At 72.7% G+C, this 16389-nt stretch carries 19 protein-coding genes; 9 read left to right on the forward strand and 10 right to left on the reverse strand.

What is annotated here, in order from left to right; genetic code table 11:
* Nucleotide 1: 1 nt before the first annotated feature.
* Nucleotides 2–460 carry a MarR family winged helix-turn-helix transcriptional regulator gene (locus ACWD11_RS29540; protein WP_389418912.1) on the reverse strand — a complete coding sequence of 153 codons (459 nt, stop codon included), beginning with the start codon at nucleotides 458–460 and terminating at the stop codon, nucleotides 2–4.
* A 174-nt stretch (nucleotides 461–634) separates the two neighbouring features.
* On the opposite strand from ACWD11_RS29540, the gene ACWD11_RS29545 reads away from it, so the two are divergent.
* A complete protein-coding gene (locus tag ACWD11_RS29545; RefSeq protein ID WP_451286628.1) occupies nucleotides 635–1048 on the forward strand; it encodes a hypothetical protein in 414 nt (137 codons plus the stop codon).
* Here the strand turns inward: ACWD11_RS29545 and ACWD11_RS29550 are convergent.
* Nucleotides 1010–2029: a saccharopine dehydrogenase family protein gene (locus ACWD11_RS29550; RefSeq protein ID WP_451286630.1), complete on the reverse strand. Its 1020-nt coding sequence runs from the start codon at nucleotides 2027–2029 to the stop codon at nucleotides 1010–1012. The two genes, ACWD11_RS29545 and ACWD11_RS29550, sit on opposite strands and share 39 nt — an antisense overlap.
* Before the next feature lie 101 nt (nucleotides 2030–2130).
* Here ACWD11_RS29550 and ACWD11_RS29555 point away from each other — a divergent pair, with 101 nt between their 5' ends.
* Complete coding sequence (locus ACWD11_RS29555; protein WP_389418909.1) at nucleotides 2131–3186, forward strand: helix-turn-helix domain-containing protein; 1056 nt, start codon at nucleotides 2131–2133, stop codon at nucleotides 3184–3186.
* Here the strand turns inward: ACWD11_RS29555 and ACWD11_RS29560 are convergent.
* From ACWD11_RS29560 to ACWD11_RS29570, 3 genes are all read right to left on the reverse strand, one after another.
* On the reverse strand, nucleotides 3095–3559 hold the full coding sequence (locus tag ACWD11_RS29560; RefSeq protein WP_389418908.1) for a hypothetical protein: 465 nt from the start codon (nucleotides 3557–3559) through the stop codon (nucleotides 3095–3097). The two genes, ACWD11_RS29555 and ACWD11_RS29560, sit on opposite strands and share 92 nt — an antisense overlap.
* 253 nt (nucleotides 3560–3812) lie before the next feature.
* Nucleotides 3813–4769, reverse strand: a complete 957-nt coding sequence (locus ACWD11_RS29565) for an FkbM family methyltransferase (protein WP_451286632.1) — start codon at nucleotides 4767–4769, stop codon at nucleotides 3813–3815.
* Between the two features lie 49 nt (nucleotides 4770–4818).
* A complete protein-coding gene (locus ACWD11_RS29570; protein ID WP_389418906.1) occupies nucleotides 4819–5064 on the reverse strand; it encodes a hypothetical protein in 246 nt (81 codons plus the stop codon).
* Nucleotides 5065–5168: 104 nt separating this feature from the next.
* On the opposite strand from ACWD11_RS29570, the gene ACWD11_RS29575 reads away from it, so the two are divergent.
* Nucleotides 5169–6074, forward strand: a complete 906-nt coding sequence (locus tag ACWD11_RS29575; RefSeq protein WP_389418905.1) for a LysR family transcriptional regulator — start codon at nucleotides 5169–5171, stop codon at nucleotides 6072–6074.
* Between the two features lie 55 nt (nucleotides 6075–6129).
* On the opposite strand, the gene ACWD11_RS29580 is transcribed toward ACWD11_RS29575, so the two are convergent.
* Nucleotides 6130–6693, reverse strand: coding sequence for an NAD(P)H-dependent oxidoreductase (locus tag ACWD11_RS29580; RefSeq protein ID WP_389418904.1), 564 nt, complete (start codon nucleotides 6691–6693; stop codon nucleotides 6130–6132).
* 98 nt (nucleotides 6694–6791) lie between these two features.
* On the opposite strand from ACWD11_RS29580, the gene ACWD11_RS29585 reads away from it, so the two are divergent.
* From ACWD11_RS29585 to ACWD11_RS29600, 4 genes are read left to right on the forward strand one after another with little or no spacing between them, the layout of a single operon-like run.
* Nucleotides 6792–7472: a TetR/AcrR family transcriptional regulator gene (locus tag ACWD11_RS29585; RefSeq protein ID WP_389418903.1), complete on the forward strand. Its 681-nt coding sequence runs from the start codon at nucleotides 6792–6794 to the stop codon at nucleotides 7470–7472.
* Between the two features lie 46 nt (nucleotides 7473–7518).
* A complete protein-coding gene (locus ACWD11_RS29590) occupies nucleotides 7519–8565 on the forward strand; it encodes a LacI family DNA-binding transcriptional regulator (RefSeq protein WP_389418902.1) in 1047 nt (348 codons plus the stop codon).
* Between the two features lie 17 nt (nucleotides 8566–8582).
* A complete protein-coding gene (locus tag ACWD11_RS29595) occupies nucleotides 8583–9761 on the forward strand; it encodes a 4-hydroxybenzoate 3-monooxygenase (RefSeq protein ID WP_451286635.1) in 1179 nt (392 codons plus the stop codon).
* Nucleotides 9762–9790: 29 nt separating this feature from the next.
* Nucleotides 9791–11227: an aldehyde dehydrogenase family protein gene (locus tag ACWD11_RS29600; RefSeq protein WP_389418900.1), complete on the forward strand. Its 1437-nt coding sequence runs from the start codon at nucleotides 9791–9793 to the stop codon at nucleotides 11225–11227.
* Between the two features lie 9 nt (nucleotides 11228–11236).
* Here the strand turns inward: ACWD11_RS29600 and trxA are convergent, their stop codons facing one another.
* Complete coding sequence (gene trxA, locus ACWD11_RS29605; protein WP_389418899.1) at nucleotides 11237–11653, reverse strand: thioredoxin; 417 nt, start codon at nucleotides 11651–11653, stop codon at nucleotides 11237–11239.
* Nucleotides 11654–11793: 140 nt separating this feature from the next.
* On the opposite strand from trxA, the gene ACWD11_RS29610 reads away from it, so the two are divergent.
* On the forward strand, nucleotides 11794–13227 hold the full coding sequence (locus tag ACWD11_RS29610; protein ID WP_389418898.1) for a dihydrolipoyl dehydrogenase family protein: 1434 nt from the start codon (nucleotides 11794–11796) through the stop codon (nucleotides 13225–13227).
* A gap of 2 nt (nucleotides 13228–13229) precedes the next feature.
* Here ACWD11_RS29610 and ACWD11_RS29615 read toward each other — a convergent pair whose 3' ends face one another.
* The gene (locus tag ACWD11_RS29615; RefSeq protein WP_451286638.1) at nucleotides 13230–13877 is read right to left on the reverse strand and encodes a peptide deformylase; all 648 of its coding nucleotides are present in this window, start codon (nucleotides 13875–13877) and stop codon (nucleotides 13230–13232) included.
* 135 nt (nucleotides 13878–14012) lie between these two features.
* On the opposite strand from ACWD11_RS29615, the gene ACWD11_RS29620 reads away from it, so the two are divergent.
* Nucleotides 14013–15425, forward strand: coding sequence for a PepSY-associated TM helix domain-containing protein (locus ACWD11_RS29620; protein ID WP_389418896.1), 1413 nt, complete (start codon nucleotides 14013–14015; stop codon nucleotides 15423–15425).
* Here the strand turns inward: ACWD11_RS29620 and ACWD11_RS29625 are convergent.
* Both ACWD11_RS29625 and ACWD11_RS29630 read right to left on the reverse strand, forming a co-directional pair.
* Entirely contained in the window at nucleotides 15415–15861 is a 447-nt protein-coding gene (locus tag ACWD11_RS29625) for a MarR family winged helix-turn-helix transcriptional regulator (RefSeq protein WP_451286640.1), read from the reverse strand. The genes ACWD11_RS29620 and ACWD11_RS29625 overlap by 11 nt on opposite strands.
* Nucleotides 15858–16370, reverse strand: a complete 513-nt coding sequence (locus tag ACWD11_RS29630) for a MarR family winged helix-turn-helix transcriptional regulator (protein WP_451286642.1) — start codon at nucleotides 16368–16370, stop codon at nucleotides 15858–15860. Before ACWD11_RS29630 ends, ACWD11_RS29625 begins: the two co-directional genes overlap by 4 nt.
* Nucleotides 16371–16389 lie beyond the last annotated feature (19 nt).

Raw genomic sequence — 16389 nt, forward strand, 5'->3', positions numbered from 1 at the left:
GTCAGGCGGGGACGCGCAAGGTCTCCACGGCCTTGACCAGGGGGGCGAGTTCGGGGTTCCGGGCCGCCTCGTCGAGGGCCTCGCGCAGGGCGGACTCGTTCGTGGGGCGGGCCTCCTCCAGCAGCTTCAGGCCCGCTTCCGTGACGTCGGTGTAGATGCCGCGGCGGTCGGTGGGGCAGAGGTAGCGGGAGAGCAGGCCGCGGTCCTCCAGGCGGGTCACCAGTCGGGTGGTGGCGCTCTGGCTGAGGACGACGGCGTCGGCGACCTGCTTCATCTGGAGGTGGCCGCCCTCGCCGGAGTGCTGCCGGCTCAGGACGTCGAGCAGCGAGTACTCCCGCACGCTGAGGTCGTGCCCGGACTGCAGGGCGCGCTCGATGTGGGCCTCGATCCGCCCGTGCAGCAGGGAGAGCGCGCACCAGCCCTGGGCGAGGGCGGTGAGTGCGGGGTCTGTGGCGGTCATGGGGCCTGGCTCCTCCGTCCCGGTGTGACTGGTCCCCAGGATATGCCATCCGTGAAATTGCCATCGTGCGCAATTATTGATCGCTCGCAAGTACCTACGGCAAACTCGATGGTGCCCCGTCGTCCTCCGCCGCTACGGTCATGATCTCCGGCCACGAGGAAAGCGACCGATCCGATGAACAGCCGCCCGCCCGCGACGACGACCCTCTGGCGCCCCACCGGGCCGGAGGAGCTGGCCCTGGTCCGAGAGCTGCAGTGGCGGGCCTGGCCGCCGCGCCTGCCGGAGCAGCCGATCTTCTACCCGGTGCTCAACGAGGACTACGCGGTGAAGATCGCCCGGGACTGGAACGTCAAGCACAGCGGCACCGGCTTCGTGACCCGTTTCGAGGTCGAGTCCGGGTTCCTCAGCCGCTACCCCGTCCAGCAGGCGGGCGGCGAGACGATCCTGGAGCTGTGGGTGCCGGCCGAGGAGCTCGACGAGTTCAATGCCCATATCGTCGGCACGATCGAGGTCGTGCACGAGTTCCGGCGCTGGCCTGGTGACCCGCCCCTAGCGGGTCACCTCCACCGACACGTGCTCCGACAGTGACGCGAGGAAGTCCGCCGCGTCGAAGGCCGCCCCGGCCGAGGCGACGCCGAGTGTCCTCGTCCGGCCGGTGAGGATCCGGTGCACCGCCTCCACGGCGAGGGGCGCGGTGACCGCGTAGATGTCCCGGCCGCGGGCCACCGCCCGGCGCTCGCGGCCCGCCGAGCGGACGACGGCGTCGACGAGGAAGGTCTGGTCGGAGCGTCCCCGCTCGTCGGCGGCCGTCGGCGCGGGTGTGTCCGGGGTCGCGATGTCCGTGGCCGCCTCGGTCGTCATGTAGGTCCGCACCTCGGGCACGGTCAGATGGCTGGGCACGGTGACGACGTCGGCCATCGTGAACTCGGCGACGACCGGGCGCTCGCCCAGCGGCTCGGGGAACGGCCAGTCGACGACGGTCGTCGCGTCGTCGTGGTACTCCAGGCGCCCCTTGCTGAAGCGGACCCGGCGGCCCCCGCGCCGCTCCCGGGACACCTCGCCCGCGATCCGTGTCCCGGCGGTGGGGTGCCAGCCGTTCAGGCCGTACGCGATGTGGGCCTCGTCGGCGCTCGTCCAGTCGCCCATCGCCGAGGTGACGAGCAGGTCGCCGAGTCCGCCGTAGAAGGCCATCGCGGGGACGACCAGCGTGCCCGCGGCCCGGGCGCGCTCGCTGAAGTGGGTGAAGGTGTCGTCGTTCGCCTCGATCTCGGCCGCCACGTCCACGTACGGGATCCGGGCCCGCAGCGCCGCCTCGATCACCGGCGCGGCGGTCGTCGCGAACGGCCCGGCGGCGTTGATCACGGCCGCCGTTCCGGCCAGCGCGCGGTCCAGCGCGACCGCGTCGTCGACGGACGCCGGGCGGACCTCCAGGCCCGGCGCCGCCGACGCCCGCAGCTTCTCGGCGTCCCGCCCGGACAGCACCGGCACGAACCCCCGCTCCAGCAGTTCCGCTACCACGAACCGCCCGGTGTGCCCGTACGCGCCGAACACCGCAATCCGCTGTCCCATGATCTCTCCCCGTCCTCTTGCCGTTCCGTTGTGATCATCCTGGCAAGGACGGGCACCCCACCGTGAGTGTCCGGAACGACACCGCCCATACAATTCCGGACATGAGATCAGTCGCGTTCGCCGTCACCGACGGGATGCTGCACTTCGAACTGTCCGTGGCGCAGGAGGTGTTCGGCGACGCCCCGGACGCGGTCCCGGGACCCTGGTACGACGTGACGGTGTGCGGCCCCGGTGCGGTGCGGGTCGGCCGGTTCCGGCTGGAGCCCGACCACGGGCTCGACCGGCTCGCGGACGCCGACACGGTGATCGTCCCCGGCTGGGCGGACATCGACGTCGACCCGCCCGCCGAACTGGTCGACGCGGTCCGCGCGGCGCACGAGGCGGGCAGCCGGGTCGCCTCCCTGTGCACCGGCGCGTTCGTGCTGGCCGCCGCGGGCCTGCTGGACGGCCGACGTGCGACCACGCACTGGGCGCACACCGACGCGCTGGCCGCCCGCCACCCCCGGGTGGAGGTCGACCCGGACGTGCTCTACGTCGACAGCGGCAGCGTGCTCACCTCGGCCGGAAAGGCCGCCGCCCTGGACCTGTGCCTGCACCTGGTCCGGCAGGACCGCGGTTCCACCGTGGCCAACGCCGTCGCCCGCCGGCTGGTCGTGCCCCCGCACCGGGCCGGCGGCCAGGCGCAGTTCGTCACCACTCCGGTGCCCGCCCGGGACGACCATCCGCTCGCCGCCCTGCTGCCCTGGGTGATGGAACGCCTCGACCAGCCGCTGACCGTGGAGGACTTGGCGCGCCGGGCCCGGACCAGCTCACGCACCCTGGGCCGCCACTTCCGGGCGGCCACCGGCACCACACCGTTGCAGTGGCTGCTCAACCAGCGCATCCGCCGCGCCCAGGAACTGCTGGAGACCACCGACGACAGCGTCGACGCCATCGCGACCGCCACCGGCATGGGCACCGCCACGACCCTGCGCCGCCACTTCAACCGCACCCTCGGAGTGCCCCCGGACACCTACCGGCGCACCTTCCGCGCATCCCAGCCGGCCGCGGGCCGACGTGTCCGGGTCAGGGCAGGATGGTCAGATCCAGTGGTCCCGCGGCACCTTGCAGGCCCTGCGGGCTCAGGCAGTCCAGCAGGTCGAGACTGGCGGAGGTGATCACGTAGAGCACATGCTGGCCGGCGAACTTGCCGGACTCGATGTCCGTGCTGATGGTGACCACCAGAGCGCCGGCGGCGTTGGTGGCCGTGGCTTCCGCCGCGGTCCACGAGAAGGTGGTCTTCTCTCCCGTGTTCCAGGTGATGGTCTCCCTGCCGGGGCTCGTCGTGAGCACCGACAGGCAGGAGAGCTCCTCCTTGGAGGTGAACGAGGAACTCCCCGAGCTGATCTCCCCCGCCACGTCCAGACACGGACCCAGAGCTGTGCTGCCGGACGTGGTGATGGGCTGCGGTGTCAGCCGCAGACCGGGGTTCCAGCCGACCGTCTGATAGCCGGGGCAGGTCAGCAACGCGGCGTCATCCGCCGCAGCCACCGGGGACGGGGGTCCCCGACCCCGGTGTTGATCTGCGCCGCTTGAACGGGTGAGGAACGGGCACAGCTGTACCTTCCTGGTGCGGACGGTGTTGCCGATGGCACGCACCATGCGCCCGCTTCGGCCGGACGGCAACAGCCGGTGGGACGGGCCATGCTGCGTGCGGCGCCTGGGGCTGATGAGGCGAAGCCAGCGCCCGTGGAGGGCGCGCGAAGGGCTGCGCGCGCTCCCGAATGCCCCCGCCCTCCGCAGCTCAACTCGTCTCGATCACCTTCCGGGCCGGCCTCTGACCCTGAAGAGCCTTCGCCCGCATCATCACGCAGTCGAACTCCACCACCCGCCCGGTGGCCGCCTCGCGGGTCACCGGGTACATGCCGGTGATCTCGAAGCCGCCGTCCTCGTACGCGGCGACGGACTCGCTCATCGGCGGGCTGCCCTCGTACAGGCGCAGCATGGCGACCTCCGACTGCAGGCCCACGAAGTCGGCGATCCGTTCCCCGGCACCGGCGTACACCTCCAGGTCGTAGCCCTGGGTGTCCATCTTCAGGAAGGGCCGCGGGTCCTCGATGCCGTCGAGGGCCTCGTCGAGTACGGCGTCCAGGCGCCGGATGCGGATCTGTTCGGTGCGGGTGGTGTGGAAGCGCTTGTAGCGGTCGCGGCCGTAATCGCTCGCCGGGAGAAGGGAGTTCATGGTGTTCCAGCCGACGTGGATCTCGGCCGTGGTGTCCTCGCGGCCCAGGGCGCAGTGGTGCACCTGCCAACGGGGGTCGTGTTCGGCTGCCTTGCTCAGCTTGGCGAAGGCCTCCGCGGTCGGTTCGAAGGACACGATCCGGCCCCGGTAGCCGTGCTTGCGCAGCCTCTTGGCGTACTGGCCGTGGTTGGCGCCCACGTCCAGCACGCAGTTCACGCCGTACAGCTCGAACATCGCGGTGACGTGCTGGGTGCACAGGTATTCGGCCGCCGCCATCTGCAGCTTGCGCTCGTCCGCCGCGGACGTCTCGCCGAGGACGAGCCGGGCCCCGCTCTCGCCCAGCGGGACGGTGGTCCAGGCGCCGGGGGCACCGCGGAGGACCATCCAGGCGTCCGTGCCGACGGATCTCACCGTGTACCGGCCGCGCCGGGAGACCAGCGCGGTCCCCGGGGCCAGGTCCGTCACCCGCACGCCGAGGCGGGGCATCAGCCGGAGCAGTCTGCGGTAAAGGGTCTGCATCCGCCCACCCTGGCAGAGTTGACCGGAATCGGTCCCCTGTTTGAACGCTTTACAACGGGCGGGTGGCGTTCCGGAGTTGGTGATACGGCCCGGCCTGAGCGGTCGCCGGCGGCCGGCTGCGCGAGACGATCCGGACCCCGCTCGCCTCGACGAGCCGGACCTGGAGCGAACCGCAGCCGCACCGGGTCCACACCGTGCGGCCCGCCGCGGTGTCGTGCCGGGAGACCACCTGGAAGGGCTCGGCCGCGTCGGGCCGGCCGCAGTGCGGGCAGGCGGTGCCGGTCGTGCTGGTCATGGCAACTCCTCGTAGGCCGTGGTCGGTTCACTGACCAGCGTGCGGCCCCGGGATCATGTACGTCCAGGTTGACTTTCTGCACGACACCTTGAAGCGTGGGCTTCATGATCGACCTGCGCCGACTGCACGTCCTGAGGGCCGTCGCCCACTACGGCACGGTCACCGCGGCCGCCCGGGCCCTGCACTTCACCCCGTCCGCGGCCTCCCAGCAGATCCGGCAGCTCGCCCGCGACCTGGGCGTCGACCTGCTGGAACCACAGGGGCGCGGGGTACGGCTCACCCCCGCCGCGGAGAGCCTGCTCGCCCATGCCGACGCCATCCAGGCCCGCTGGGAGGAGGCCGAACTCGAGCTGCGCGCGGAGGACGGCGCCCCCGCCGGGCCCGTACGCGTGGGCGGTTTCCCGGTCGCCGTGTCGGTGCTCCTCGCGCCCATGGCCGTACGGCTGCGGGAGCGGCACCCCAAGCTGCGCGTGCTGATCCAGGAGACCGCGGTGACCGAGAGCTTCGACCTGCTCTTCGAGGGGGCGCTGGACCTGGCCGTGGTCCAGGCGACGCCGTACAACCCGCCGCTCGGCGACGCCCGTTTCGACCAGCAACCCCTGCTCGACGACCCCTACGACCTGGTGGTGCCCGAGGATCACCCGCTCGCCGGGCGTGCGGCCATCGAGCTCGCCGAGGCCGCGCACGAGGACTGGATCGCGCCGGTGCCGGAAAACCCGTGCCGCACCCATGTGATCTCGGCGTGCCAGGAGGCCGGATTCACCCCCGGCGTGGTCCATCACGCGCAGGACTGGATCGCCACCGCCCATCTGGTGGCCCACGGGCTCGGGGTCGCGCTGATCCCGCGCCTTGCTCAGCTGACCCCGCATCTGCCGGTCACGCGGCTGCGCTGTGTCGGCGATCCGCACCGCAAGCTGCTCAGCGCCACCCGCAGCGGCTGCCGGACCCGGCCCGCGGTCGCCGCCGCGCTGGAGGAGCTGCGGGAGCTGTCGGCCACCGTGGCGGGCTGACATGCCGAAGCGGGGCGGGAACCGTCACGTTCCCGCCCCGCTCGGGGGAGGTGTCTCAGGCGGCGGCCGTCTCGCCGGCGTACTCGTGCACGCGGGTGATGACCTCGGTCAGCTGCGCGGCGATCTCGGTGTCGTCGGCCGGGTGGGTCTCGGCGAAGCGGGTGAGGGAGCCGGGGATGGACAGCTTGACGTCCTCCAGCACCTTGCCGCCGGCGATGCCCACGGCCTTGCGGGTCTCGTCCTGCGCCCACACACCGCCGTACTGGCCGAAGGCGGTGCCGACCACGGCGACCGGCTTGCCGCCGAAGGCGCCGGCGCCGTAGGGGCGGGACAGCCAGTCGATGGCGTTCTTCAGGACGGCCGGAATCGAGCCGTTGTACTCGGGGGAGAACAGCAGGAACGCGTCGGCGGCCTGCGCGGCCGCACGCAGCTTGGCGGCGGGCGGCGGGACGCTGCCCTCGACGTCGATGTCCTCGTTGTAGAACGGGATCTCGGCCAGGCCCTCGAAGAGCTCGACCTCGGCGCCCTCGGGCGCGAGCCGCACGGCCGCCTCGGCGAGCTGGCGGTTGTGCGAACCGGCGCGAAGGCTGCCGACGAGCGCGAGGATGCGAACAGACATGCGAACTCCAGGTGTGAAACAGCGACGGGAAAGCAAGCGGACCGGGGTCCGTTTAGTTTCTAGCATCCTAAGCGGACCGCGGTCCAGTTTCATTCCCGATGCTTTACGCTGGCTTCATGTCCGCCTCCCTGCCGCCCTTCCCGCTGCCCCAGGAGCCCCTCGGCGAGCCGGAACTGCTCCAGCTGGGCTCCCCGGAGGACGAGCCCTGCCTGCGCGCCGACGCCGCCCGCAACCGCGCCCGGCTGCTGGAGGCCGCCGCGCGGCTGGTGGCACAGCACGGCGCGGCCGGGGTCACCATGGAGGCGGTGGCCGCGGCGGCCCAGGTCGGCAAGGGGACGGTGTTCCGCCGCTTCGGCGACCGCACCGGCCTGCTCACCGCCCTGCTCGACCACTCCGAGAAGAACTTCCAGGCCGCGGTCATCTCCGGCCCCCCGCCCCTGGGCCCCGGCGCGCCGCCCCTGGAGCGGCTCAGGGCGTTCGGCCTCGCCCTGCTGCGCCGCTGCGTCGACCAGCTGGAGCTCCAGCTCGCCGCCGAGGCAGACCCCCAGCGCCGCTACGACATCGCCCCCCGCCGCTTCCTGCGCGGCCATGTCCTGATCCTGCTGCGCCAGACAGTCCCCGACGCGGACTGCGAACTGCTCGCCCTGACCCTGATGGCGTATCTCGATCCCCCGATGGTGCACTACCGCAGCAAGGTCCGCGGGATGTCGCAGGAGCGCGTCGAGGCGGGCTGGCTGGATCTCGTCGACCGCCTCACGAGGGCCGCCCCGCCCTGCTGACGGCGTGACAGCCCCGCCCGGACGTCTCTTCACAGCTTCTGCAAAGATGCCGTACGTCATGGTGCAGATACCGAATACGTCCGCGTCCGCGTCTCCCGCACCGCGCTCGGTTCCCACGAGCGCCGATGTGGCCCGCCTGGCCGGCGTCTCGCGCGCGACCGTCTCCTACGTCCTCAACAACACCAGTGCCGTACGGATCAGCGAGCCCACCCGGCGCCGGGTGCACGAGGCCGCGAAGGAGCTGGGCTACGTCCCGCACGCGGCCGCCCGCAGCCTGCGCGCCGGGCACAGCCGGATGGTCCTGATGCCCGCCCCGGCCTTCCCGGTCGGCCCCCTGTACAGCCAGTTCATCAGCGACCTCCAGTCCGCCCTCGGCCGCCTCGACTACACCGTCGTGCAGTACGGCAGCGTCGGCCTGCACGGCGACGAGGCCGCCCGCGCCTGGGCGGAACTGCGTCCCGTCGCCGTCCTGGTGCCGGGCTCCGGGCTCGGCCCGCAGGGCGTGACGGTCCTCAAGCGCTCCGGCGCCCGGGCCGTGGTCACCATCGGCCCCGAGTGCGTCGAGGGCGCCCACACCCTCCAGATGGACCACTCGGCGGTCGGCCACAGCGCGGGGCGCCACCTCTACGAACGCGGTCGGCGCCGGATCGGCGTCGTGGTGCCCGCCGCGCCCGGCCTCGAGGCGTTCTCCGGGCCCCGCCTCGCCGGTGTGCGGCGCGCCCTGACCGGCACCGACGCCACGGTGACGGAGCTGCCCCTCGGCTACGACGAACAGGCCGCCGCCCTTCTCGCCGCGCGCTGGCGCGAGCTCGGCCTGGACGCCGTGTTCGCCTACAACGACGAGTACGCGATGCTGCTGATGAGGGCCCTGCAGGACGAGGGCGTGGCGGTGCCCGGGGACACGGCCGTCATCGGCGCCGACGACCTGATGCTCGGCAGGCTGCTGAGGCCCAGACTGAGTACCGTCCATATCGAGCTGCCGTCCGGCCGCGACCTCGCCGAACTGGTCGACCGCGCGGTGCGCGACCCCGCCGCAGCGCCCGAGACGCACAAGGTACTGGGGGCATCGGTGGTGCACCGCGACTCCAGCTGACGCACGGGAGGCAGTCCATGCGCACGACCGTCGGCATCATCGGCGGTGGCCCCGCCGGGCTGCTCCTCGCCCGTCTGCTGCACCGCGCCGGCGTCGACTGCGTCGTCCTGGAGAGCAGAACCCGTCAGTACGTCGAGCAGCGCCAGCGCGCGGGCATGCTGGAGCAGGGCACCGTCGACACCCTGGGGGAGGCGGGCGCCGCCGACCGCCTGCGGGCCGAGGGCATGGTCCACCGGGGCATCGAGCTGCGCTTCGAGCGGGAACGGCACCACATCGACTTCCCGTCCCTCACCGGCGGCCGTACCGTCACCATCTACGCCCAGACCGAGATCGTGCGGGATCTCATCGCCCTCCACCTGGCCGACGGGCCCCCGCTGTTGTTCGAGGCCCGCGCCACGGCCGTCGAGGGCGCACAGAGCGAGCGGCCCGTCGTGCGGTACCTGCGCGCGGGCCGACAACAGACGCTGACCTGCGACTGGGTCGTCGGCTGCGACGGCTTCCACGGGGTGTCGCGGGAGGCCGTACCCGCCGCCGTGAGCCGGGCGTACGCCCACGACCACCCGTATGCCTGGCTCGGGATCATCGCCGAAGTGCCGCCCTCATGCGAGGAGTTGATCTACGCCCGGGGCGAGCGCGGCTTCGCCCTGCACAGCATGCGCTCGCCGTCCGTCTCCCGGCTGTACCTCCAGGTGCCGGTCGGCACCGACCCGCGGGACTGGCCCGACGGCCGGATCTGGGACGAACTCTCCGCGCGCTTCGCCATCGACGGCGACTGGACCCTGGAGCGTGGGCCCATCACCGCGAAGTCCGTGACACCGATGCGCAGTTACGTCCACGAGCCGATGCGGCACGGGCGGCTGCTGCTGGCCGGGGACGCCGCCCACATCGTCCCGCCGACCGGCGCCAAGGGCCTCAACCTCGCCGTCTCCGACGTCCGCGTGCTGAGCCGCGCGCTCGCCGCCTGGCGTTCCACAGGCGAGACACAACTGCTCGACAGATACTCGGAAGTGTGTCTCGCACGCGTGTGGCAGGCGACGCGTTTCTCGTACGACATGACTAAGATGTTGCACGCTCAACCAGACGGGGATGCGTTCGATCAGCGGATGCAGCTCGCACGTCTGCGCCGGATCACCGCATCCCGCCACGCGGCCGCCGAGCTGGCGGCGAACTACACGGGACTCCCGCTCCCCGAGTGAGTCCCGCGGTGACCGAACGGAGAGCCGTCATGTCGTTGCTCGACCCCAAGTCCTGGCAGCCCCGCCCCCTCGCGGGCCCCGAGCACACCGTCACCGAGCCCGCCACCGGCGACGCGCTCGGCACGGTCACGCTCGCCGCCGCCGAGGACGTCGCACCGGCCGCCGAGGCCGCCCGCGCGGCACAGGCCGAGTGGGCGCGGCTGCCGCACTTCGTGCGCGCCGGGGTCCTGCGCAAGGCGGGGGACCTGTTCGCCGCGCACGCCGACGAGCTGCGCGAATGGCTGGTGCGCGAGTCCGGCTCCATCCCCGGCAAGGCCGACTTCGAGCTGCACGTCGCCGCCCAGGAGTGCTACGAGGCCGCCGCCCTGGCCTCCCGCCCGGCCGGGCACGTCCTGCCCAGCGAGGTGCCCCGGCTGTCCTACACCCGCCGGGTCCCGGTCGGCGTGGTGGGCGTGATCGCCCCGTTCAACGCTCCGCTGATCCTCTCCATCCGCTCCGTGGCCCCCGCTCTCGCCCTCGGCAACGCGGTCGTCCTCAAGCCGGACCCGCGCACCGCCGTCTGCGGCGGCCTGGCCCTCGCCGCGCTCTTCGCCGAGGCGGGCCTGCCCGAGAACCTGCTGCACGTGCTGCCCGGCGGCGCGGAGACCGGAGCGGCCCTGGTCGCCGACCCGCGGGTGCCGGTGATCTCCTTCACCGGCTCCACCGCGGCGGGCCGGGCCGTCGGCGAGGCCGCCGGGCGCCATCTCAAGCGCGCGCATCTGGAGCTGGGCGGCAACTCCGCCCTGATCGTGCTGGAGGACGCCGACCTGGACGCGGTGATCTCCACCGCCGCCTGGGGTTCCTTCTTCCACCAGGGCCAGATCTGCATGACGACCGGCCGCCACCTGGTCCACCGGTCGCTGTACCAGGAGTACGTCGAGCGGCTGGCCGCCAAGGCCGACTCGCTCGCCGTCGGCGACCCATACCGCGACCAGGTCCATCTCGGCCCGCTGATCGACCGCCACCAGCTCGCCAAGGTGCACGGTCTGGTCGAGGCCAGCGCCGCGCGCGGCGCCAGGCTCGCCGCGGGCGGCACGCACGAGTCGCTGTTCTACCGGCCGACGGTTCTCGCCGACGCGGCCGACGACACCCCCGCCTACGCGGAGGAGGTCTTCGGACCCGTCGCGCCCGTACGGTCCTTCAGCACCGCCGACGAGGCCGCCGCCCTCGCGGCGGACGGACCTTACGGCCTCTCCCTGGGCATCGTCACCAGGGACGCGGCCCGCGGCCTGGACCTCGCCGAGCGCATCCCGACCGGCATCGTGCACATCAACGACCAGACCGTCAACGACGAGGCGGTGGCGCCCTTCGGCGGTACGGCGGCCTCCGGCACCGGCGCGCGGTTCGGCGGCGAGGCCAATCTGGACGCCTTCACCGACGTGCGCTGGACGACGGTACGCGGCGACGTGGCGCCGTACCCCTTCTAGGACCGGAAGCTACTGGCCGTCCTGCTGGGGCTGCGCCTGCCCTGACTGCGCCTGCTCGGCCTTTGCCTGCTGGGCGGCCACGGACTTGCGGACCTCGTCCATGTCGAGCGCGCGGGCCTGCCCGATGACGTCCGTCAGGGCGGCCTCGGGCAGCGCGCCCGGCTGCGCGAACACGGCGACCTGGTCCCGGACGATCATCAGCGTCGGGATGGACTGGATACCGAAGGCCGCGGCCAGCTCCGGCTGCGCCTCGGTGTCCACCTTGCCGAACACCAGATCGGGGTTCTCCTCCGCGGCCTTCTCGTAGACCGGGGCGAACTGCCGGCACGGGCCGCACCAGGCCGCCCAGAAGTCGATCAGGACGAACTCGTTGTCCGTGACCGTCTGGTCGAAGTTCTCCTTGGTGAGTTCCACGGTGCTGCTCATGGCGTGCTCCCTCTTCCTGGTGTCGGGCGAAGCCGTCGGCACAACACGGCCGGACCGGCGGGTATTCCGTGCGCGGACAGGCACGCATCGGCGCACGTACCCATGTGGCCATGGCGCACACCACCCACCAGACTGACCCCATGACGGAAACGGAATCCATCGCGTACGACGTCGTGGTGCTCGGGGCCGGGCCCGTGGGGGAGAACGTGGCCGACCGCACCCGCGCGGCCGGTCTGTCCACCGCGGTCGTGGAGAGCGAGCTGGTCGGCGGCGAGTGCTCGTACTGGGCCTGCATGCCCAGCAAGGCCCTGCTGCGCCCGGTCATCGCCCAGGCCGACGCCCGCCGCCTGCCCGGCCTGAGCGCCGCCGTGCAGGGCCCCCTCGACACCTCGGAGGTGACGGACCGGCGGGACGGCTTCACCTCCCACTGGACGGACGACGGCCAGGTCGGCTGGCTGGAGTCCATCGGCGCCGACCTCCACCGCGGCCACGGCCGTATCACCGGGACCCGCACGGTCACCGTGACCGGATCCGACGGCACCGAACGCGTCCTGACCGCCCGGCACGCGGTCGCCGTCTGCACCGGCACCCGCGCCGTCCTGCCCGACCTGCCCGGACTCGCCGACGTGAAGCCCTGGACCAGCCGGGAGGCCACCAGCGCCAAGCTGGCCCCCGCACGCCTGGTCGTGGTGGGCGGGGGAGTGGTCGCCACCGAAATGGCCTGCGCCTGGCAGGGCCTCGGCTCGCGGGTCACCCTGCTGGTCCGGGGCAAGGGCCTGCTGCCCCGGATGGAGCCGTTCGCCGGTGAACTGATCGCCGAGGCGCTCACCGAGGCGGGCGCCGACGTCCGCACCGGCACCTCGGTGCGGTCCGTGACCCGCGAGAACGGCACCGTCGTGGTCGTCACCGACGGCGGCGACCGGATCGAGGCCGACGAGATCCTCTTCGCCACCGGCCGCGCCCCGCACACCGACGACATCGGCCTGGACTCCATCGGCATCGACCCCGGCTCCTGGCTGCCCGTCGACGACAGCCTGCGCGTCACCGGCAGCGACTGGCTCTACGCCGTCGGCGACGTCAACCAGCGCGCGCTGCTGACCCACCAGGGCAAGTACCAGGCCCGGATCGCGGGCGCCGCGATCGCCGCCCGCGCCTCGGGGGTGCCGCTGCTGGAGACGGACCCGTGGGGAGCCCACGCGGCCACCGCCGACCACGCGGCCGTCCCCCAGGTCGTCTTCACCGACCCCGAGGCAGCCGCCGTGGGTCTGTCCCTGGCGGAGGCCGAGCAGGCGGGCCACCGGGTCCGCGCGGTCGACTACGACCTCGCCAACGTCTCCGGCGCCTCGCTCTACGGCGACGGCTACCGGGGCCGCGCCCGCATGATCGTCGACCTGGAACGCGAGATCGTCCTCGGCGTCACCTTCGTCGGCCCCGGCGTCGGCGAACTCATCCACTCGGCGACCGTCGCGGTCGCGGGCGAGGTGCCGATCAGCAGGCTGTGGCACGCGGTCCCGTCGTACCCGACGATCAGCGAGGTGTGGCTCAGGCTGCTGGAGACGTACCGGGACAGCTGAGCTCAGGCAGGCAGGTCGAACCCGAGCGCCGCGGCGGCCCTGGCCGGGGTCGGCTGGGCCCAGCGGTCGGCCATCGCCTGGTTCGACGACAGCGAGCGCGGTTCGGCCCGGTCGAGGTAGAGGGTTCCGTCGAGGTGGTCCGTCTCGTGCTGCACGATCCGGGCGGGCCACCCGGTGAACACCTCGTCCAGCGCGCGGCCGTGCTCGTCCGCACCGGTCAGGCGTACCTCGGCGGCCCTCGCCACCACCGCCTGCCAGCCCGGCACGCTCAGACAGCCCTCGAAGAAGGCGGCCCGGGCCGGGCCCACGGGTTCGTACGACGGGTTCACCAGCACGCGGAACGGCTGGGGCACCCGGCCCCGGGCCAGGCGTACCTCCTCCGGCACCGGCGCCGGGTCCTCCAGCACGGCGATCCGCAAGGGGACGCCGACCTGCGGTGCCGCCAGGCCCACGCCCGGTGCCGCGTGCATGGTCAGACGCAGGGCCTCGATGAACCGGGCCAGCAGCGCGGGGCCCAACTGGCCGTCGTAGCGCTCGGTTTCCCGCCGCAGCACCGGATCACCCGCGGCGACGATCGGCAACGGGCCGCCTGCGGAAAGGAGTTGCTCGACCTGCTCGGCCAAGGACGCGTGGGCGTGGGGTGATGCCATCGGGCCAGGATGCCATGAGCCCGACCTGTGTGACCCAAGTCACTTTCCTCGCTGGGAACTCCGGGGTCGTGCGCCCCGACTACTGGACCGCTACCGCACATCAAGCGTCCCCAGTCCCCGGAGAGGCACCCGCCGATGTCCACCGCTCCCCCGACCTCCCCCACGTCCGGCTCCGCTCCAGCGGGGGGACCCCGACCAACCGACGGCGACCCGGCGCCGGCCCGCCGCACCTGGGCGCCCCTGCGCCCGCTGATCCTGCGGCTGCACTTCTACGCCGGAGTGCTCATCGCCCCGTTCCTGCTCCTCGCCGCCGCGACCGGCTTTCTCTACGCCGCCTCCTTCCCGGCCGAGAAGATCGTGTACGCGCATGAGCTGACCGTCCCCGTCGGCGACGAGAAGCTGCCGGTCTCCGAGCAGGTCGCCGCCGCCCGCAAGGCCCACCCCGAGGGCGCGGTCGCGGCCGTACGCCCCTCGCCGGAGGACGACGCGACCACCAGGGTGATGCTGTCCGGCGTCGAGGGCGTCGACGCGGACTACACCCTCGCCGTCTTCGTCGACCCCTACACCGCCGAGGTCCGCGGTTCGCTCGAACAGTACGGCTCGACGGGCGCCCTGCCGCTGCGGACCTGGATCGACGAGTTCCACCGCGATCTGCGGCTGGGGGAGACCGGCAGGCTGTACAGCGAACTCGCCGCGAGCTGGCTGTGGGTGGTCGCCCTGGGCGGTCTGGTGCTGTGGTTCTCCCGGCGCCGGGCCCGCCGCAAGCTGCGCGGCACCACCGGCCGCCGCCGCACCCTGGGCCTGCACGGCACGGTCGGCGCCTGGGCCGCCGCCGGCTTCCTGTTCCTGTCGGCGACCGGTCTGACCTGGTCGCAGTACACCGGCGCCAACATCGACGAACTGCGCACCTCCCTCGGCGGGGCCACCCCGTCGATCTCTGCGGGTGCGGGGGGTGAGCACTCCGGCCACGGAGCCTCGGCCGCCGCCGGGGACGCCGCGCACGGCGTCGGCCTCGACAAGGTGCTCGCGGCGGCCCGCGCCAAGGGCCTCGGCGACCCGGTCGAGATCGTGCCGCCCGCGGACGCGGAATCGGCGTACGTGGTCAAGCAGATCCAGCGCAGCTGGCCCACCAAGCAGGACTCCGTCGCCGTCGACCCCGCCAGTGGTCAGGTCACCGACGAACTGCGGTTCGCCGACTACCCGGTGCTCGCCAAGCTGACCCGCTGGGGCATCGACCTGCACACCGGAGTGCTGTTCGGCCTGGTCAGCCAGATCGCCCTGATGCTGCTCGCGCTCTCGCTCATCGTGCTGATTCTCTGGGGCTACCGGATGTGGTGGCAGCGCGGCCGGGGCTCCGCCTTCGGCCGGCCGGTCCCGCGCGGTGCCTGGCAGCAGGTGCCGCCGCAGATCCTGGTGCCGCTGGCGGTCGTGGTCGCGGTGATCGGATATTTCGTCCCGCTGCTGGGGATCTCGCTGCTGGCCTTCCTCGCCGTCGACATCGTGCTCGGCGAGATCGCCCACCGGCGCGGGCGGGCGGCTACTCGCTGAGCGCCGCCAGCTCGGCATCGGCCCGCTCGGTGATGAGGGTGAGCACCCGGCCCGCGACGGCCAGGTCTTCCTTCGGTATGTCGGCGTAGACGCGGGCGGTGATGGGGGCGGTCTCGGCGGAGGTGGTGTCGAACCGCTCCCGCCCGGCGTCCGTGAGCCGCACGCGGGACGCCCCGTCGGGAGCGAGCAGTCCGGCGGCGAGCAGCTCGTCGAGCACGCCGTGCGCGTCCGCCGCGTCGATCTTCAGCGAGCCGACGAGGCCGTCGACGAGGTGCTCGCGCTCGGTCGGCCCGTCGGCGACGGCGGCGAGCCGGAGGGCGACGGACTGCTGGAAGGTCATGCCGTGGCGGGCCAGGACGCGTTCGAGAACCGCGCGGGCGGCGTAGTGGGCGAGCGCGATGACGCGGGGGTCGACGAGGGGAGTGGTGGTGGTCATGACTGCTCCTCGGTGATTGCGGTGCTGTTCCTGGGATCGGCTGGGTTCTCGCTGAACGGATCGAGTGGTGTGTCGAGCAGGGTGGCCAGGTCGGCGGTGAACTCCCGGGCCCGAGGGCTGTCGAGGCCGCCGAGCGGTTCCAGCAGCTGCTGGAGGAGACGGTGGACGACCTGGATCGCCTTCCGGGTGACCTCCCTGCCCTCTTCGGTGAGGGCGAGCTGCACGGCGCGCGGGTCCTGCGGGTCGCGGGTGCGCTCCAGCAGGCCCGCGGACTCCAGGGCGCGGGCGAGCTTGGAGACGTAGAGCGGTTCGAGTCCGGTGTGGTCGGCCAGGCGCCGCTGGCTGGGGCGCAGTCCGGTGCGGTGCATGCCGTACAGCGAGGCCACCAGGGCGTACTGGGCGTGGGTCAGCCCCAGGGGGGCCACCGCGCGGTCGACCGCGACCCGCCACTTCATCGACAGACGCCAGACCAGGAAGCCGGGCGTAGCGCCCGCGGATGCCGTACTCATGACCGATACAGTACATGGC

It is taken from the genome of Streptomyces sp. NPDC002776, assembly GCF_053592195.1.